Here is a 16,402-nt window from a genome sequence, read left to right on the forward strand (position 1 = left end):
TCAAGATATCTGATTTTATCTTGACGTCAAGAGAATCTCTTCGTTAAGTCGGAGCATGGATCACGTCGATAGAATTCTCGCCCAATGGAACCGCGAACGGCCCGACCTCGATGTCGAGCCGATGGGCCTGCTCGGCCGCCTGGCGCGGCTTCGCACGCATCTTGCCCGCGAGATCGAAAAGGCGCTCGCCGGTCACGGGCTCAACTCGGCGAGCTTCGACGTGCTGGCGACGCTGCGCCGCTCCGGCCCGCCCTACCGGCTGTCACCGGGCGATCTCATCGCGACGACGATGGTCAGCTCCGGCACGATGACCAACCGGCTCGATCAACTGGAAAAGGCCGGCCTCATCGAACGCTCGCACAATCCGGACGACCGACGCAGCGTCATCATCGCGCTGACGCCGAAGGGTTTTGCGCTGGTGGACGAGGCCGTGACATCGCATGTCGCCAACCAGCATCGGCTGCTGGAAAACCTGAGCACGGACGAACGCGCGGCACTGGATGGCCTGCTTCGAAAATTTCTCGTCGACTTCGAATAGTCAGATCCGGTCGACCAGTTTTTCGACCCGCGCGATATGCGCCTTGCGCTTTTCCGCGCTCACCCGGTCCATGTCGCAGAGATTGGTGAGCCTGAAATCGAGCCCCTTGGCGCAGAAAGCGGCGATGCCGCGCTTCAAAAGCCGCTTAACCGGGTTTCCCATATAGAGATTGACCACCCACCAGGGCGAGCCTGTGGTGGTGAAGGCCCAGAACAGGTGGATATTGCCGAGCCGCGGCTGGATGCGCCCGCCGTCCGGGTCGTTCTCGAAAGCGACGCCGGGTGCAAAGACCCGGTCGAAGAAGCCTTTCAGGATGGCCGGGAAATTGAACCACCATTGCGGAAAGACCAGCACCAGCCCGTCCGCCTGCTTCAGCCGGGAGATGAAGGGTTCGGCGGAAGATGGATCGTAAGCCGGCTCAAAATAGCGCGCCCGTTCGTCGGGCGTCAGACGCGGATCGAAGCCTTCGCGGTAGAGATCGAGCAGATCGACCGTATGACCGTTCGCCGTCAGCTTCTGCCGCACCGTCTCTGCGACGCTTGCGGCAAAACTTTCCTCCAGCGGATGGGCGAGCACGAGCAGGATGCGCATGGCGGCCTCAGAACAGCGAGCCTTGGCGGGCTGCGGGTTTTTCCGCCTCCGCGTCTGCCTTCGCCTTCCTGCGCGGCGGCGTCCCGCCACCCGAGCCGGTGACGGCATCCACCGTGCCGTCGGCGAACTCGATGGCGATCGCACGGCCGGGGCCGAGGTTGGCTGCCCCATTCACCGGCGCGCCCTCCTCGTCGCGCACCAGCGCATAACCACGCTTCAGCACGTTGCGGTACGACAGCGATTGCAGCATCCGGTCCTGCGCCTGAAGCAGCGCGCGGCGGCGGGCGAGGTCGCCGGCAAGCGCACTTTCACCGCGCAACGCGAGGCCGGCGAGCCGGTCGCGCGCGCGACCGGTATAGGCCGCGATACGCGCCGGCGTCGCCCGCAGCGAGACGTCGAAGGCCGAGAGCCGGGCGCGGAACTGGTCGAGCCGGCGCTCGACGATGCGTTCGGCCCGTTGCACGCGATCGGCGACACGCTGGCGGCGGTCGGCGATGCGGGTGAGAAGCATGTCGGGCCTCAGATGCGCCGCCGTGCGCTCGAAGGCGCGGCGCTTGTTCACCGTGTTCATCTGCAAGCCGCGGCCGAGGCCGGCGGCCGCTTCATCGAAACGGCGACGCGGCAGGCCGAGAAGCTGGTCCAGCGACGGAAGCGCGCGGGCAAGCGCACGAACACCCTGGCGGCGGTTGTCCATCTGGCGCAGCACGGCGCCGCTGAGCCGCGCACCGAGCGAGGCGGCCTCCGCTTCGAGATCGGCCTTCACAGGCACGGCCATTTCCGCGGCCCCCGTCGGCGTCGGTGCGCGCCGATCGGCGGCGTGGTCGATCAGCGTCCAGTCCGTCTCGTGGCCGACGGCGGAGATGAGCGGGATTTTTGACGCGGCAGCGGCCCGCACCACGATCTCGTCGTTGAAACTCCAGAGGTCTTCGAGGCTGCCGCCGCCGCGTGCGACGATCAGCACATCCGGCCGTGGCATCGGCCCGCCGGGCTCGAAGGCGTTAAACCCCTCGATCGCCGCGGCCACCTCCTGGCCCGACCCGTCACCCTGCACCTTGACCGGCCAGACGATGACATGCACCGGAAAGCGATCGGCGATACGGTGCAGAATATCGCGGATGACCGCGCCGGTCGGCGAGGTAACGACGCCGATCACCTTCGGCAGGAAGGGCAGCGGCTTCTTTCGCTCCTGGTCGAACAGTCCTTCGGCGGCAAGCTTGCGCCGGCGCTCCTCGAGCAGCGCCATCAGCGCCCCTGCCCCGGCCGGCTCCAAAGTTTCGATAACGATCTGGTATTTCGACGAGCCCGGGAAGGTGGTGATCTTGCCGGTGGCGATCACCTCCATGCCCTCTTCCGGCTTGAAACGCAGCTTTGAAAAACTGCCCTTCCAGATCACCGCGTCGATGCGCGCCCGGTCGTCCTTCAGCGAGAAATAGGCGTGGCCGGAGGAATGCGGCCCGCGATAGCCGGAAATCTCGCCGCGCACGCGCACCTGGTCAAAGGCCTGCTCGACGGTGCGCTTGATGGAGCCGGAGAGTTCCGACACCGAATATTCGGCAAGGTTGCTGGGCGAATCAGTGTCCGAAAAGAAGCTCATGGCAGAAGTGTAGTGCGTTTGCTTGCCGATGACAGGCCCGCAAAGGCCGCATCCCCAGCACACTTGGTTGTCAGGCGCCGCGTCCCGGAATGGGCCAGCCCTCTATTCCGGCCGCACCCGGTAGAGCCGCAGCGCCGCCGTCTCCGTGCCCGCGACCGGCTCCAGATAGGCCGGCACCCGGCCCTTGAGGAGATCGGCATAGAGGCCTTCGGGTTCGGCGCCGGCAATGTTGTGGGTCTGCGTGTCGGTTTCACAGAAGGCGACGAGCGTCACCTTCGCACCGCGCAGAAAGGCCTCGGCCTGATGCGGATTGGACAGGCCGATATGCAGTTCCGTCAGCATGCCGCCCTGGTTGCGGTGATAGGGCGCCGACAGAACGCGGTGGCGCGTAAAGCGCAGGGTCGATGCGCCAAGATCGGACGCCGCCGCGACCACGCCGGTCGGCTCGCCGGCGAGCGGTGCCATCGCCGCCTGGTCGTTGCAGACTTGCCGCGGCGCGGCTTCCTCGGAGATTTCGGCCGCCAGGATGTCCTGCGACCGGCCGGGCAGCAGTGCGCCCGCCAGCGCCCAGCTCGCCGGCACGGCGGCAAGCGTCGCAGCGACGAAGGCAAGCCCGCGCTTCAGGTTCTTCGGATCGGCATGGGAGGCGTGGCGCAGATCGGCAATCAGCAGGCCAAGCGGCAAGGCGGACAGCAGGTTGGAGAAGATCGCGCCGCGGATCTGGATGAGCGTCACGGCATAGGCGACGACATGCAGCGTGAGCAGCACCAGATGGGTTTCCACCCGGTCGCCGCGCCGGATCCGCCACAGGCAGACCAGGATCGCAAAAAGGCCCACCGCGTAAAAGCCGCCAATGGAGCCCGGATCGAGGCGGAACTGGGCAAACAGCGATTGCGCTTCGATCACGCCGGCAAGCCAGAAGGTTTTCAGCAACGGATCGAGCGTGTCCAGCGGGTTGGCAAGGCAGCCGGGCGCAATCAGCAGGACCGCGGCGGCCACCACCACCCCGGCAACGGCGAGCGCGCCGACTCGCCCGGCAAGTGACCAGGTGCTGGTGAGCGACACGGTCAGGAAAAGTATGCCGCCGCCGAAGGTGGCGAGCGCGTAGAAGCCGTAGGAAAGGCTGTCGCAGGTGACCTGCGCATAGTGCGACGGCGCGACGGTCGAAAAGAAGGCGATGGTTACCGTCAAGGCCAGGGCGAGGCCGAAAGCGGCCGCGGCTTCGCGAAAAGCCTGCCCGTGCCAGACCCAGCGCAGCGCCACCACGATACAGACGGCGCCGATCAGCGGCGTCGTTTCCGCGCCGATGGCAATGGCGAAACCCGAAAGCGCTCCGGCAATGGCATGATCGCGGGCCTGTTTGGCGGGGTCGAGCAGCATGGCGGCGATGCAGGCAATGAGCGCGATCTGGAGATTGTGATGGTCGATCGCGCCGGGCTGGAAGCGGTTGACCGAGAGAATGAAGATCGTCGTCAGCACCAGCGTCGCATGCATGGCCGCGGTGCCACCCAGCCGGTAGGCCGCGAGCCCCATGCCGAAGAAGGTCGGCACGACGAGGAGCGCCGGCCACACGGCGAGCGCCAGCGCTTCCGCCTGCTCCTGCCCGGTGAACAATGAGAAGAAACCGATGAGGTTGGCGATCGGCAAGTCGACGAACCGCGACCAGTGCATCGTGGTGCCGCCGTCGAGGCCGAGGCGATACTGGGTCGTGTCGAACCAGTTCTGGCCGGCGATGAGATCGCGCACCGTGACGAGCCGCATCGTGTCGTCATTGTCGGGGCCGACATAGTCGGTCGCAAAGGGCAGCGTTATCGCCAGCAGCAGAACGATCGTAAGGAGGGAATAGGCCGCGAGCACGCCCAGCGTCATGCCCTCGCGGCGCGATGGCGCCTCGGGGCTTGCGAACGGCAGGACCGCAGGCAGGTTTTTCAGCACGTTTCGCCCCTTCGTCCACCATTGGAACCGTGTGCGAAACCTAGCCTTAACCTTCTCAAGAAATAGTAAAACCGGCGGTCGCATGAGGCGGCCGGATGGGAGAACGCGTCGTCATGACGGAAGCCTTGCTGGAAGACCTCGAGATTGCCGTACTGCTGCCCTGCTACAACGAGGCGCAGACCATCGGCGACGTCGTGACGGCCTTCCGCGCCGCCCTGCCATCCGCCCGCGTCTATGTCTACGACAACAATTCCACCGATTCGACGGCGCTGCGCGCAGCCCTTGCTGGTGCCACCGTCGTGCGCGAGCGCCGCCAGGGCAAGGGCAATGTGGTGCGCCGCATGTTCTCCGATATCGACGCGGATATCTACCTCATGGCCGACGGCGACGGCACCTATGCCGCCGGCGATGCGCCGGAACTCGTCCGCACGCTGATCACCGAGGGCGCCGACATGGTCGTCGGCACGCGCCGCAACGTGCGCGCCGATGCCGGACGCCAGGGCCACGCCTTCGGCAACCGCATCTTCAACACGCTGTTCCGCTCGCTGTTCGGCAATGATTTCTCCGATATCTTCTCCGGCTACCGCGCCTTCTCGCGCCGCTTCGCCAAGAGTTTTCCCGCCGTCTCCGGCGGTTTCGAGATCGAGACGGAAATGTCGGTGCATGCCTCGCGCCTGCGCCTGCCGATCGCCGAACTGGAACTCGATTACGGCCGCCGGCCGGAAGGCTCGCATTCGAAACTTTCTACCTTCCGCGACGGCGCAAAAATCCTCTGGATGTTCGCCATGCTGATGAAGGAGACGCGGCCCTTTGCCTTCTTCGGCGCGATCAGCGGCCTCTTCATGCTGGCAAGCCTCACCTTCATGGCGCCCGTCCTGGCCGATTATTTCCGCACCGGCCTCGTCGACCGCATGCCGACCTGGGTGTTCTCGCTGGTGCTGATGATGATGTCCTTCCTGGTCTTTTCAGCCGGCATGATCCTCGATTCGCTCGCCCGCGCCCGCGCCGAGCAATTGCGCATCCACTATATGGGCCTGCCCGCCATCCAGAGCGGTCACCGCCGCCGCGCCCGGCCGGCGGAGGCACCGGCAACGCGGTCCCGCGCCGCATGAAACGCGTCCTGCTCTTCGCGGTTGCCGGCGCCGCCGGCTTCCTCGTCGACGCGGGCATCCTTGCGCTCCTCCTCTGGGCAACGCCGCTCGGGCCGCTCGTCGCGCGGCTCTTCGCCATCGCGGCCGCCATGCTCTTCACCTTCTGGGTGAACCGCACCTTCACCTTCGAGCGCAGTGAACGCAGCGTCGCCGCGGAAGGCGCACGCTATGGCGGCGTCGGTATCAGTGCAGCGGTGCTGAACTACGCCGTCTATTCGGCGCTCGTGCTCGCCTTCCCGGCGCTCTGGCCGGTTCTTGCCGTCGCCATCGCCTCGCTCGTCGCGATGGTCTGGTCGTTCCTCGGCTATTCCCGCTTCGTCTTCGGCGCGTCCTCGCCCTCGAAGTGAGCCCGGGTCTCGGCGTCCGCCGGGAAAAAGCTCTCGATCAGCACGCCCTGCACCAGTGCATCCTGTGCCGAACCAAAAGAGGTGAGCGTGGTGATCCAGTTGAAGCGCTTGGCGCCGATCTTCATCTCGATCGGCAGGATCGGCAGCCGGTCGGTTTCCGGGAACGCCTCCAGTGCCGCCTGAATATCCGCCGCCGCCGACAGTCGCTCGATGCGCTTGGAGAGCGGGCTGCGCGGCCCCTGCAGCCAGGCTTCCGCCCTGATGCGATGCACCAGATCGGCCGCCGACTGCGCCCAGTTGACGACGATGGAGCGCAGCGGCGTTGCGCCGAGATAGGCATCGAGAAAATTGTCGCCGGGTGACACCGCAATGCCCGCCATGCCGGCAAGGCCGAGAAATGCCGGGTTTGCTGTCAGCACGTTATATTCGTGGTCGAAGACGACACCGGGATAGGGATCGTGCCGGCCCAGGATGAGGCCGATCGCTTCCGCCACCGCCGGCGGGAAGGCCGCAAGGCTGGCGGCCGGCGCGGTTGCGAAGCGCGGGCGAAACCCGGCGGCGGAAAACAGCATGCCCCGGTCGCGCGCCGGAATGTCGAGCACGGCGGAAAGCCTGAGGATCATGCCCTCGGACGGACGCGAGCGGCCGGTCTCCAGAAAGGACAGGTGGCGCGACGAAATGCCGGCCTCGGTCGCCAGCTCCAGCTGGCTCATGCGCCGGTGGCCGCGCCACTCCTTAAGATGGTCTCCGAATTCCATGCTTCACTCCTCTCATGTCCCGCGCACTAAACATGAGGCACGGCATGATTTCCATTACCTCCAAGGTAATTGGTTTGCCGCACGGCTCCCGGCAGGATTGGCCCATCGAAACGAAAGGAGCCCCATCATGTTCGCCACCCTCAACCGCAATCTGCTGAAGTCCATCATGCTCTTCGACGGCGTGTTCTCTATCGTCACCGCCGCCGGCCTCTTCGCCTTTTCCGGCCCGGTCAGCGCCCTTGTCGGCCCCCATGCGACGCCTGCCATCGTCAACGGCTTCGCTGCCTTCTTCCTGCTCTGGGGCGCCTTCCATCTCGCTGTCGGCCGGCAGGAGCGGCCCTCACCCGCCGCGGTGCGCTTCGCCATCATCGGTGACACGCTGTGGATACTCGGCAGCATCGCCGTCCTCCTCGTCGCCCGCGACGGCCTGACGCTGATCGGTATCGGCCTCATCGCCGTCGCCGCCGTCGCCGTCGCCGATATCCTGCTTCTCAAGCAAATCGGCCTCGGCCGGCAACAGCGCGCCGTCCTCGCCTGACGCCCAAAACCCCTTCTCCCCAGCGGGGAGAAGGGGAAGCAGGAACCGCTCTTCAACCCGGTAGGATTGCCCTCGCCAAAAGCGGGGGCGAAGGCCGTTTGTGGCCCGGCAACAAAGCAGAAACCTACCCCGCAGGAGTGATTCCCCTCTCTCGCAAAATGCACTACCGTCGCGCCCGAATGACAATGGGAGCCTTTCATGCGCGTTATCTTTTCCGAGGACCACAAGCTCAGGAACGCCCGCAGCGAGCTGCACGGCGGCGAACTCGTGCCGCCGTTCGAGGCGCCGTTCCGGGCGGAATGGATTCTGGCCGCGGTCAAGGATGCCGGCTTCACCGACATTGCAGCACCGGAACGCCACGGGCTCGAGACCGCGCTGAAGGTACACGATGCCGGCTACCTTTCCTTCCTCGAAACCGCCTGGGACCAGTGGAAGGCGGCGGGCTATAACGGCGAGGCGATCGCCACGTCGTTTCCCGTGCGCCGCACCTCGCCGCGCATCCCGACCCAGATCGACGGCCTGCTCGGCTACTATTGCAATGCCGCCGAGACGGCGATCTCGCCCGGCACCTGGGAGGCAGCCGTCTCCTCCATGCAGACCGCGCTGACGGCGACCGATATCGTGGCGGGCGGTGAAAAGGCCGCCTTCGCGCTCTGCCGTCCACCCGGCCACCATGCCGGCATCGACAGTTTCGGCGGCTACTGCTTCATCAACAACGCCGCCGTCGCCGCCCAGCGCTTCCTCGACAAGGGCGCAAAGAAGGTCGCCGTGCTCGACGTCGACTTCCACCACGGCAACGGCACGCAGGACATTTTCTATGAGCGCGGCGACGTCTATTTCGCTTCGCTGCACGGCGACCCGGCCGAAGCCTTTCCGCATTTCCTCGGCTATGCCGAAGAGACCGGCAAGGGCGCCGGCGACGGCACGACGCAAAACTATCCGATGCCGCCCGGCACGCCCTACTCCGTCTGGGAGGCCGCCCTTCACGACGCGCTGAAGCGCATCGCCGCCTTCGGCGCGGAAGCGATCGTGCTGTCGCTCGGCGTCGATACGTTCGAGAAGGACCCCATCTCCTTCTTCAAGCTCGTCTCGGCGGACTACATCACGATGGGCCGGGCGGTCGCCGCCGGCGGCGTGCCGGTGCTCGTCGTCATGGAAGGCGGTTACGGCGTGCCGGAAATCGGCCTTAACGTCGCCAACACGCTGAAGGGCATTGCCGGCTGAGACCAGCATCAATTTTCCTGAAGCAAGACGTCACGATTATCCATTTGTCGCAGGACGCGCCCTCGTCTAGGACTGCGACGCGGTTCATTAGAGCCCCCTCATCCGCCTGCCGGCACCTTCTCCCCGCTGGGGAGAAGGGGAAGACATACGGCGCCTCGTTTCCCTTCTCCCCTCGGGGAGAAAGTGTCCCGAAGGGTCGGATGAGGGGGCTTTCCTATGATGGCGGCGATGCCGGGAGGGCTTCAACATGGCAGATCAACAGGTAGCGGCAGGCGGCGGGCTTTCGGGCTCGGGAAATGCGGGGCTCTTCACGGGCATCCTGCTCTGTTTCGCCTCCATGTCGTGCATCCAGTTCGGCGCGGCGTTTTCCGCGACGGCGATCGCCGATTTCGGGCCGTTCGCCACGACCTTCCTGCGCCTCGTCATGGCGGCGGCGATCCTCGCCGCCATCGTGCGCCCGCCGATGCGCTCCTACAGTCGCCAGCAATGGAAGAGCGCGCTGGCGCTCGGCGCCACCATGGCCGCGATGACGCTCTGCTTCTTCGCGGCGATCGGGCGCATTCCGCTCGGGCTTGCCGTGGCGATCGAGTTTCTCGGGCCGCTTGCCGTCGCAACGTGGGGCCTTGGCGGCGGCTGGCGGCTGATCTGGCCGCTCGCGGCCTTCATCGGCGTCGTGCTGCTCTCGCATGATGGCAGCGGCTGGGTCGGTGACCCCGTCGGCATGCTCTTCGCCTGTGGTGCCGGCGTCGGCTGGGGCACCTACATCATCCTGATGAAAAAGTCCGGCAAGCTCTTCAAGGGGCTCGAAGGGCTGTCCATGTCGCTGATCGTCGCCGCGATGGTCGCAGCACCCTTCGGCCTGCCGCGGGCGCATGAGGCGATGAACCCGGAAGGGCTCGGCATGATGCTCGGCCTTGCCCTCCTCGTGCCGCTGATCCCCTACGCACTGGAAATGACGGCGCTGCGGCGCATGCCGATGGCGGCCTTCGGCATCCTGATGAGCCTGGAACCAGCGCTCGGCGCGCTCGCCGGCTTCCTCGTGCTCAGCCAGCCGATGACGCCCTTCCAGATGCTCGGCACGGCACTTGTGGTCGCCGCCAGCGCCGGCGTGACCTCGAGCGGCGGCGGTGAAACCTAGTCAAAAGGACCGCCCCCTTTCATGTTCCTGCCGCAATCGGTAGGTTCAAGCAGAATCATCGAATTCTCGGGGACGCCTCAATGTACAAGAAATACGCTGTCGTCGCGCTTGCCGCGGTCTACCTCACCGGCTGCACGACCACCGATCCCTATACGGGCGAGCAGAAGGTTTCCAACACCGCAGGCGGCGCCGCGATCGGTGCCGGCATGGGCGCGGTCGCCGGCCTTCTCATCGGCAACAACCCGAAGCAGCGCCGCAATGCCGCGCTGATCGGCGCGGGCATCGGCGCATTGGCCGGCGGCGCCATCGGCAACTACATGGACACGCAGGAATCCGAGTTGCGCGCACAGCTTGAGGGCACCGGCGTCTCGGTCACCCGCAACGGCGACCGCATTATCCTCAACATGCCGTCGAACGTCACCTTCTCGACCGACCAGGACCAGGTAATCCCGCCATTCTACCCGACGCTTGATTCCGTCGCGATCGTGCTGCGCAAGTTCGACAAGACGCTGATCGACGTCGACGGCCATACCGATTCGGTCGGCAATGCCGGCTATAACCAGGATCTCTCCAACCGCCGCGCCAACTCGGTCGCCAACTATCTGGCGTCGCGCGGTGTCGATCCACGCCGCATGTCGGCAATGGGTTACGGTCTGGAGCGCCCGATCGCCTCCAACGCGACAGAAGCCGGCCGCGCGCAGAACCGCCGCGTCGAAATCGCGATCTCGCCGCTCAAGAGCTAGGCCGCGAACGCGTAAATTCGAAATGACCGGTGTGGGGTGTGCCGGGCCGTCCGGCGCACCAGAAGCCCGAGATCGAATGGGAAGCCGAAGTGGCATGCAGCTGTTGCTGATTACCGGACCCGCCGGCGTGGGCAAATCGACGCTGAGCTGGGAAATGAGTGCTCAACTCGCCGCAGCTCAGGTCGCTCACGCCGTTATCGAAAGCGATGAACTCGACAGGGTGTTCCCGCGCCCCGATGCCGATGAGCTTGGCAGAATTCAGCCCGGCGCGGTTGACGTCAGCAGCATCAACCTGGCTGCGCTCTGGTCGACATACCAGGCCTTGGGGCACACGCGCTTGATCATGTCGGGCGTCATGATGCACCTGAATTTTGACAAGCGGTGGATCCTTTCCGCCATACCCGAAGCGCGAATTACGGTGGTCCGCATGGTGGCTGCCGAGCCGACACTGTTGGCGCGGCTTGCGCAGCGGGAGACCGGTTCTGGAGCGGACGAACAAGCACAGCGCTCGCTTCGGCAGGCAAGGCGCATGGCAGGCGAAGACGCGGACGGCATCATCGTGCTGCCTACCGACGGCAAAAGACCTGCGGAACTGGCAGGGATCATTCTTCAGAAAACTGGCTGGCTCGATACCGGCGGTTAGCAAGAAAAAGCCTGCTGGAACATGCTCGAAGCGGGCTTCAGGCCCGCTTGAGCCGCGGGTCGTCGTCGGCCGGGTTGTAGAAGAGCGAGAGCACCAGGCTCTTCGCGATCCGCTCGGCCGTCGCCATGAACCACGCCTTTGCTTCCGGTGAGGGCGCAATATCATCGAGCGTGGCGGAGAACAGGCCGAGCCAGGTCTGAAACAGCGGCGGGTTCATGCCCTGAACGCCCTGATGCGCCATGACTGGCTTGCCGCCATAGCTGCCGTCCTTGAAGGCGACGGCGGACCAGAAGCGATTCATCTTTTCCATATGCTCGGGCCAGCGGCCGTTCAGCCGGCCGTCGAAGACCGGGCCAAGCTCTGGATGCGCCCGCACCCGGCCGTAAAACGTCTCCACCAGCAGCGGAATGAAATCGGCGGTGACGCCGATCGCCTGCATGTCGGACTGTGCGCGGACGCGCATGGCGGCGAAGTGGGAAAGACGGTCTGGATCGGTTTCGCTCATGGCCGGAAGATAGGGAGCTTTCCGTGCCGGTACAATCCGCCCGATCGCCGCAGGACGGAGCAGGACGAAATCAAGGCCCCTCCCGCCCCGGCGCCCATTCCAGCCGCTTGTAATCAAACCCGTATTCCAGCGTCGGCTTGATGATTTCGAAGTAGGGCGAGAGGTCGAAGTCGCGCGGCGTGTAGAGCGAATAATGCCGGATATGCAGGATTTCCTCGCGCGAATAGGTGGAGGTCGCGGCCGCATGGCCGGGCGCGCGGGCGATTTCCGGCAGGATCGGGTAGCGGATCCGCTCGAAAGCCTCGGCGATCAGCGTCGAGCAGATCGCCCGCGTCGGATCGCCCGAGCCGAAGGCCAGCATGCGGCGACGCCAGCGCACTGGCACGGGCGGTGCCGGCAGGAAGTAGCGCAGCATGTCGGTGATGTTCTTCAGGTCGTATTTGAGGCCGAGGCGCGAGACCATGAAGGAGACCAGCGCATTGCGGTCCTCCGGCGTCAGCCCGACCGGGCGGCAGATGCGCGTGTTGTAGGTGCGGTACTTTGTGAGCGGCACGGCGACGCAGCCTTCGCCGAGATTGACCTCGATGAGCTGCGGGCGCTCCACCGAGGTCAAGGTCGCCTGGTCGAGCGTCAGCGGGGTCTCGTCGCCGACGAAGAGCGCCGCATGCGACCAGGTGGATTGCGTGAGATACTTGATCACCGCCGAGACCTTCTGGTTGCCCTCGACGAGCAGGATGTCGCCGGGCCTCAGCGTGCGCGCCAGCGTTTCCGGGTCGGAAGGCGTGTAGGGTTCGTAGCCGGAGGTCTGGCTTTGCAGCCGGTCCGCGACGCGACGGCCGAGGCGGTCGAGCAGCGTGTCGCGGCCTAGGGAAAGCGGCTTCAAGGCAGCAGTCACGGCTCGTCCTTCACAGTCTCATATCGCGCCACTCTAACCCTAGCCGCGACATCCTGTCGAGCTTGACCAAAAGGCTCCACGCCCTATATTTAGAATTATTCTAAACTGGATATTTGCAGATGTTCTCCCGCCTTCTCCGCCCCGGCAAACGCAGCCTCGAATCCTTGAGCGAACAGGAAATCCTGGCGCTCGCGATTTCCTCCGAGGAGGACGACGGCCGCATCTACCTTGCCTATGCGGATGCGCTGCGTGATGCCTATCCGCGCTCCGCCCGCGTCTTCGAGGAAATGGCAGCGGAGGAAAGCCATCACCGCCAGATGCTGATCGACCGGCACATCGCACGCTTCGGCGATCGCATTCCGCTGGTGCGGCGCGAATTTGTGCGCGATTTCCCGGATCGCAAACCCGACTGGCTGATTCACAACATGCCGATCGAGAAAATCCGCGCACAGGCCGAGGCGATGGAGGAGGCCGCGCACCGCTTCTATCTCGAAGCCGCCGCGCGCGCGCAGGATGCCGCAACGCGCAAACTGCTTGGCGATCTGGCGCTGGCGGAAAAATCGCATGAATCGCTCGCCCGCCGGCTCGGCGAGGAGCACACCCCCGTGGATGTGAAGGCCGAGGAGGACCAGACGTCCCGGCGGCAGTTCGTTTTGACCTATGTGCAACCTGGCCTTGCCGGCCTGATGGACGGCTCGGTCTCGACGCTCGCGCCGATCTTCGCCGCCGCCTTCGCCACGCAGGATACCTGGCAGACGTTTCTGGTCGGCCTGTCCGCCTCGGTGGGCGCCGGCATCTCCATGGGCTTCACGGAAGCCGCACACGACGACGGCAAGCTGTCCGGCCGCGGCTCGCCGGTCAAACGCGGCCTCGCCTCCGGCATCATGACGGCGCTCGGCGGCCTCGGCCACGCCCTGCCCTACCTGATCCCGAATTTCATGCTGGCGACGACCATCGCCGTCTTCGTCGTCTTCGTGGAATTGTGGGCGATCGCCTTCATCCAGAACCGCTACATGGAAACGCCGTTCCTGCGTGCTGCCATGCAGGTCGTGCTCGGCGGCAGCCTCGTTTTGGCCGCGGGCGTGCTGATCGGCAATGCGTGAGGGCTAGCGCCCGGTCGGGCGGTTCATGTCGCGCACGACCCAGCGGAAGAAAAGGTAGATACCGCCGCCCATGATGGCGAGGGGTAGAAGATTGGCAATAGAATCCATGTCGACCTCGTTGTCCCCTTGAGGGAACAGTTAAGGTCTTGCTAACCAATCCGCAATCGCGAAACCTGTTACGCTGTGTTCACAAAATGCGACCGTCGCACACGGAAACGAGAGCGGGGCGTTGACGCCCCGCTCCCTAATCGCTCAGGCGCGCAGCGTGCCGCCCGTGGTCTTCAGCACATTGCCGACGATCTTGGCGGTCAGCGCCTCGAAATCCTCGTCGGTCAGGGTCTTGTCGGTCGGCTGGATGACGACCTCGATGGCGATCGACTTCTTGCCCTCGCCGACGGAGGCGCCCTCGAACACGTCGAAGACGCTGACCGTCGAAATCAGCTTGCGGTCGGCACCCGTCGCCGCGCGCACGATCGCACCCGCATCCACCGTCTTGTCGACGACGAAGGCGAAGTCGCGCTTCACCGCCTGGAACGGCGAAAGGTCGAGCGCCGGCTTGGTGCGGGTCGCCTTCTTCTTCGGCTCCGGCATGGCATCGACATAGATCTCGAAGCCGGCGAGCGCACCGGACACGTCGAGCGCACCGAGCGCCTTCGGGTGGAATTCACCGAAGTAGCCGAGCACGACCTTCGGCCCCATCTTGATCGTGCCGGAGCGGCCCGGATGATACCAGGCAGGCGCACCGGCCTCGATCTGCACATTGCCCATCGGCAGGCCGCAGGCCTCGATCACGGCCAGCGCATCGGCCTTGGCGTCATAGATATCGACCGCCTTGCCGCCGCCCTTGGCCGCATTCGACCAGAGGCGACCGGCGCCGGCAAGCGTGGCCGTGCCGCGACGGATACCGCCGGCGACGCGACGCTGGCCTTCCGGCCTGTCGTTCTCGTAGGTGCCGGAGACTTCGAAGAGCGCGACGTCGCCATAGCCCTTGTCGGCATTGCGCTGGGCAGCAGCGAGCAGGCCCGGCAGCAGCGAGGGCCGCATGTCGGACATGTCAGCCGCAATCGGGTTCGAGAGTGCAAGCGAAGCCGCACCGCCGCCGAAGAGTTCGGCATGGGCCTTCGGGATGAACGACCAGGTGACGGCCTCCATCATGCCGCGCGAGGCAAGCGCGCGCTTGGCCAGCCGCGAGCGAATCTGCAGCGTGGTCAGGATGCGGCCGTTCACCGCGCCATGGCTTTCCAGCGGCGCCGGCTTGATATTGTCGACGCCGTGGATGCGCATGACCTCTTCGACGAGATCCGCCTTGCCATCGACATCCGGGCGCCAGGAGGGAACCGCGACGGAGACGCGCTCGCCGGAGCCCGAAACCTTGAAGCCGAGGCGGGCCAGGATATCGACGCTCTCCTCCGACGAGACGTCGAGCCCCGTCAGGCGCTTCACCTCGGAGAACGGGAAGTCGACGATCTTGGCGTCATAACCCTTGTAGCCGACGACATCGGTTTTCGCGGGCGTGCCGCCGCAGAGTTGCAGCACCAGTTCGGTGGCGCGCTCGAGGCCCGGCACCATGTATTCCGGATCGACGCCCCGCTCGAAACGATAGCGCGCATCGGTGATGATGCCCTGCGAGCGGCCGGTCTTGGCGATGTTCATCGGGTCCCACAGCGCCGATTCGATCAGCACGTCCGTGGTGTCCGCGTCGCAGCCGGAATGCTCGCCGCCCATGATGCCGCCGATCGATTCGACGCCATTGTCATCGGCGATGACGACGTTGGCCGGGTTCAGCGTGTATTCGCGCGTATCGAGTGCCAGCACCTTTTCGCCGTCCACTGCCCGGCGCACGACGAGATTGCCCTTCACCTTGGCCGCGTCGAAGACGTGCAACGGACGGCCCTGGTCGAAGGTCATGTAGTTGGTAATGTCGACGAGCGCGTTGATCGGACGAAGGCCGATCGCCAGCAGCCGCTGCTGCATCCAGCGCGGGCTCGGGCCGTTCTTGACGCCACGCACAAGGCGGAGCGCGAAGCCCGGGCAGAGATGCTCGTCACCGCCGAGATCGAGCGTCACCTTGACCGGCGTCTCGCCTTCGATCGCGAAGGACGGCGCCTTCGGGGTCTTGAGCGTGCCGAGGCCGGAGGCGGCGAGGTCGCGGGCAATACCAAAAATGCTCGTGCAGTCCGGACGGTTCGGCGTCAGGTTGATCTCGATGACCGGGTCATCGAGGCCGGCATAGGCGGCATAGCTCGCACCGACCGGCGCATCGGCCGGCAGATCGATGATGCCGTCATGGTTGTCGGAGATTTCCAGTTCCTTCTCCGAGCACATCATGCCGCGACTTTCGACGCCGCGAATGGTGCCGACGGCGAGCGTCACGTCGATGCCGGGCACATAGGTGCCGGGCGCCGCAAAGGCGCCGACGAGGCCGTTGCGGGCATTCGGCGCGCCGCAGACGACCTGGATCGGGTCGCCCTTGCCGGTGTCGACCATCAGCACGCGCAGCTTGTCGGCATTCGGATGCTGTTCGGCGGAAACGACCTTGGCGATGACGAAGGGCTTGAACGCCGCCTTGTCGTCGACCTCTTCCACTTCAAGCCCGATCGCCGTCAGCTTCGCGCAGATGTCGTCCAGCGAGGCGGCGGTCTCGAGATGGTCCTTCAGCCAGGAGAGCGTGAATTTCATAATGTTTCTCCTTGGATGCC

16 protein-coding genes are annotated in these 16,402 nt (G+C 65.4%); 9 read left to right on the forward strand and 7 right to left on the reverse strand.

Translation table 11 applies throughout. The features are described 5' to 3' along the window. The first annotated feature begins 55 nt into the window (after positions 1-55). Positions 56-538, forward strand: a complete 483-nt coding sequence (locus AC1RT2_RS14550; protein ID WP_493102867.1) for a MarR family winged helix-turn-helix transcriptional regulator — start codon at positions 56-58, stop codon at positions 536-538. On the opposite strand, the gene AC1RT2_RS14555 is transcribed toward AC1RT2_RS14550, so the two are convergent. From AC1RT2_RS14555 to AC1RT2_RS14565, 3 genes are all read right to left on the reverse strand, one after another. Next, the gene (locus AC1RT2_RS14555) at positions 539-1,129 is read right to left on the reverse strand and encodes an NAD(P)H-dependent oxidoreductase (RefSeq protein WP_493102869.1); all 591 of its coding nucleotides are present in this window, start codon (positions 1,127-1,129) and stop codon (positions 539-541) included. 7 nt (positions 1,130-1,136) lie between these two features. Next, positions 1,137-2,723, reverse strand: coding sequence for an exodeoxyribonuclease VII large subunit (xseA, locus tag AC1RT2_RS14560; protein ID WP_493102871.1), 1,587 nt, complete (start codon positions 2,721-2,723; stop codon positions 1,137-1,139). A gap of 102 nt (positions 2,724-2,825) precedes the next feature. Then, positions 2,826-4,658: a hypothetical protein gene (locus tag AC1RT2_RS14565; protein ID WP_493102873.1), complete on the reverse strand. Its 1,833-nt coding sequence runs from the start codon at positions 4,656-4,658 to the stop codon at positions 2,826-2,828. A 113-nt stretch (positions 4,659-4,771) separates the two neighbouring features. On the opposite strand from AC1RT2_RS14565, the gene AC1RT2_RS14570 reads away from it, so the two are divergent. Together AC1RT2_RS14570 and AC1RT2_RS14575 are read left to right on the forward strand one after the other, a co-directional pair. Continuing rightward, positions 4,772-5,770 carry a glycosyltransferase gene (locus AC1RT2_RS14570; protein ID WP_493102875.1) on the forward strand — a complete coding sequence of 333 codons (999 nt, stop codon included), beginning with the start codon at positions 4,772-4,774 and terminating at the stop codon, positions 5,768-5,770. Next, positions 5,767-6,156 (forward strand): GtrA family protein, encoded by a 390-nt coding sequence (locus AC1RT2_RS14575; protein WP_493102877.1) that lies wholly within the window; start codon positions 5,767-5,769, stop codon positions 6,154-6,156. Before AC1RT2_RS14570 ends, AC1RT2_RS14575 begins: the two co-directional genes overlap by 4 nt. Here AC1RT2_RS14575 and AC1RT2_RS14580 read toward each other — a convergent pair. Further along, positions 6,114-6,914, reverse strand: coding sequence for a helix-turn-helix domain-containing protein (locus AC1RT2_RS14580; protein WP_069060314.1), 801 nt, complete (start codon positions 6,912-6,914; stop codon positions 6,114-6,116). The genes AC1RT2_RS14575 and AC1RT2_RS14580 overlap by 43 nt on opposite strands. 127 nt (positions 6,915-7,041) lie before the next feature. Between AC1RT2_RS14580 and AC1RT2_RS14585 the strand changes: the two genes are divergently transcribed. The 5 genes from AC1RT2_RS14585 (at position 7,042) to AC1RT2_RS14605 (ending at position 11,200) form a co-directional block, all read left to right on the forward strand. After that, the gene (locus tag AC1RT2_RS14585) at positions 7,042-7,452 is read left to right on the forward strand and encodes a hypothetical protein (protein WP_493102880.1); all 411 of its coding nucleotides are present in this window, start codon (positions 7,042-7,044) and stop codon (positions 7,450-7,452) included. Positions 7,453-7,650: 198 nt separating this feature from the next. Beyond that, the gene (locus tag AC1RT2_RS14590; RefSeq protein WP_493102881.1) at positions 7,651-8,676 is read left to right on the forward strand and encodes a histone deacetylase family protein; all 1,026 of its coding nucleotides are present in this window, start codon (positions 7,651-7,653) and stop codon (positions 8,674-8,676) included. A gap of 247 nt (positions 8,677-8,923) precedes the next feature. Continuing rightward, the gene (locus AC1RT2_RS14595; protein ID WP_493102883.1) at positions 8,924-9,814 is read left to right on the forward strand and encodes an EamA family transporter; all 891 of its coding nucleotides are present in this window, start codon (positions 8,924-8,926) and stop codon (positions 9,812-9,814) included. A gap of 80 nt (positions 9,815-9,894) precedes the next feature. Next, the gene (locus tag AC1RT2_RS14600; protein WP_069060318.1) at positions 9,895-10,557 is read left to right on the forward strand and encodes a YiaD family glycine zipper/OmpA-like lipoprotein; all 663 of its coding nucleotides are present in this window, start codon (positions 9,895-9,897) and stop codon (positions 10,555-10,557) included. Between the two features lie 94 nt (positions 10,558-10,651). Further along, positions 10,652-11,200 carry an AAA family ATPase gene (locus AC1RT2_RS14605; protein ID WP_493102886.1) on the forward strand — a complete coding sequence of 183 codons (549 nt, stop codon included), beginning with the start codon at positions 10,652-10,654 and terminating at the stop codon, positions 11,198-11,200. Between the two features lie 37 nt (positions 11,201-11,237). Here AC1RT2_RS14605 and AC1RT2_RS14610 read toward each other — a convergent pair whose 3' ends face one another. Together AC1RT2_RS14610 and AC1RT2_RS14615 are read right to left on the reverse strand one after the other, a co-directional pair. Further along, positions 11,238-11,705, reverse strand: a complete 468-nt coding sequence (locus AC1RT2_RS14610) for a group III truncated hemoglobin (RefSeq protein ID WP_493102888.1) — start codon at positions 11,703-11,705, stop codon at positions 11,238-11,240. A gap of 70 nt (positions 11,706-11,775) precedes the next feature. Continuing rightward, entirely contained in the window at positions 11,776-12,600 is an 825-nt protein-coding gene (locus AC1RT2_RS14615; protein ID WP_286157138.1) for a C40 family peptidase, read from the reverse strand. Between the two features lie 119 nt (positions 12,601-12,719). Between AC1RT2_RS14615 and mbfA the strand changes: the two genes are divergently transcribed. Beyond that, positions 12,720-13,703 (forward strand): iron exporter MbfA, encoded by a 984-nt coding sequence (mbfA, locus tag AC1RT2_RS14620; RefSeq protein WP_493102891.1) that lies wholly within the window; start codon positions 12,720-12,722, stop codon positions 13,701-13,703. 252 nt (positions 13,704-13,955) lie between these two features. Here mbfA and pheT read toward each other — a convergent pair whose 3' ends face one another. After that, entirely contained in the window at positions 13,956-16,382 is a 2,427-nt protein-coding gene (gene pheT, locus AC1RT2_RS14625) for a phenylalanine--tRNA ligase subunit beta (RefSeq protein ID WP_493102893.1), read from the reverse strand. Positions 16,383-16,402: the final 20 nt, after the last annotated feature.

Source organism: Shinella sp. GW821-FHT11G07 (genome assembly GCF_058808115.1).

Coding starts and splice junctions, on each gene's coding strand:
- AC1RT2_RS14550 (WP_493102867.1), top strand. CDS start 56: ATGGATCACGTCGATAGAATTCTCGCCCAATGGAACCGCGAACGGCCC.
- AC1RT2_RS14555 (WP_493102869.1), bottom strand. CDS start 1,129: ATGCGCATCCTGCTCGTGCTCGCCCATCCGCTGGAGGAAAGTTTTGCC.
- xseA (WP_493102871.1), bottom strand. CDS start 2,723: ATGAGCTTCTTTTCGGACACTGATTCGCCCAGCAACCTTGCCGAATAT.
- AC1RT2_RS14570 (WP_493102875.1), top strand. CDS start 4,772: ATGACGGAAGCCTTGCTGGAAGACCTCGAGATTGCCGTACTGCTGCCC.
- AC1RT2_RS14575 (WP_493102877.1), top strand. CDS start 5,767: ATGAAACGCGTCCTGCTCTTCGCGGTTGCCGGCGCCGCCGGCTTCCTC.
- AC1RT2_RS14580 (WP_069060314.1), bottom strand. CDS start 6,914: ATGGAATTCGGAGACCATCTTAAGGAGTGGCGCGGCCACCGGCGCATG.
- AC1RT2_RS14585 (WP_493102880.1), top strand. CDS start 7,042: ATGTTCGCCACCCTCAACCGCAATCTGCTGAAGTCCATCATGCTCTTC.
- AC1RT2_RS14590 (WP_493102881.1), top strand. CDS start 7,651: ATGCGCGTTATCTTTTCCGAGGACCACAAGCTCAGGAACGCCCGCAGC.
- AC1RT2_RS14595 (WP_493102883.1), top strand. CDS start 8,924: ATGGCAGATCAACAGGTAGCGGCAGGCGGCGGGCTTTCGGGCTCGGGA.
- AC1RT2_RS14600 (WP_069060318.1), top strand. CDS start 9,895: ATGTACAAGAAATACGCTGTCGTCGCGCTTGCCGCGGTCTACCTCACC.
- AC1RT2_RS14605 (WP_493102886.1), top strand. CDS start 10,652: ATGCAGCTGTTGCTGATTACCGGACCCGCCGGCGTGGGCAAATCGACG.
- AC1RT2_RS14610 (WP_493102888.1), bottom strand. CDS start 11,705: ATGAGCGAAACCGATCCAGACCGTCTTTCCCACTTCGCCGCCATGCGC.
- mbfA (WP_493102891.1), top strand. CDS start 12,720: ATGTTCTCCCGCCTTCTCCGCCCCGGCAAACGCAGCCTCGAATCCTTG.
- pheT (WP_493102893.1), bottom strand. CDS start 16,382: ATGAAATTCACGCTCTCCTGGCTGAAGGACCATCTCGAGACCGCCGCC.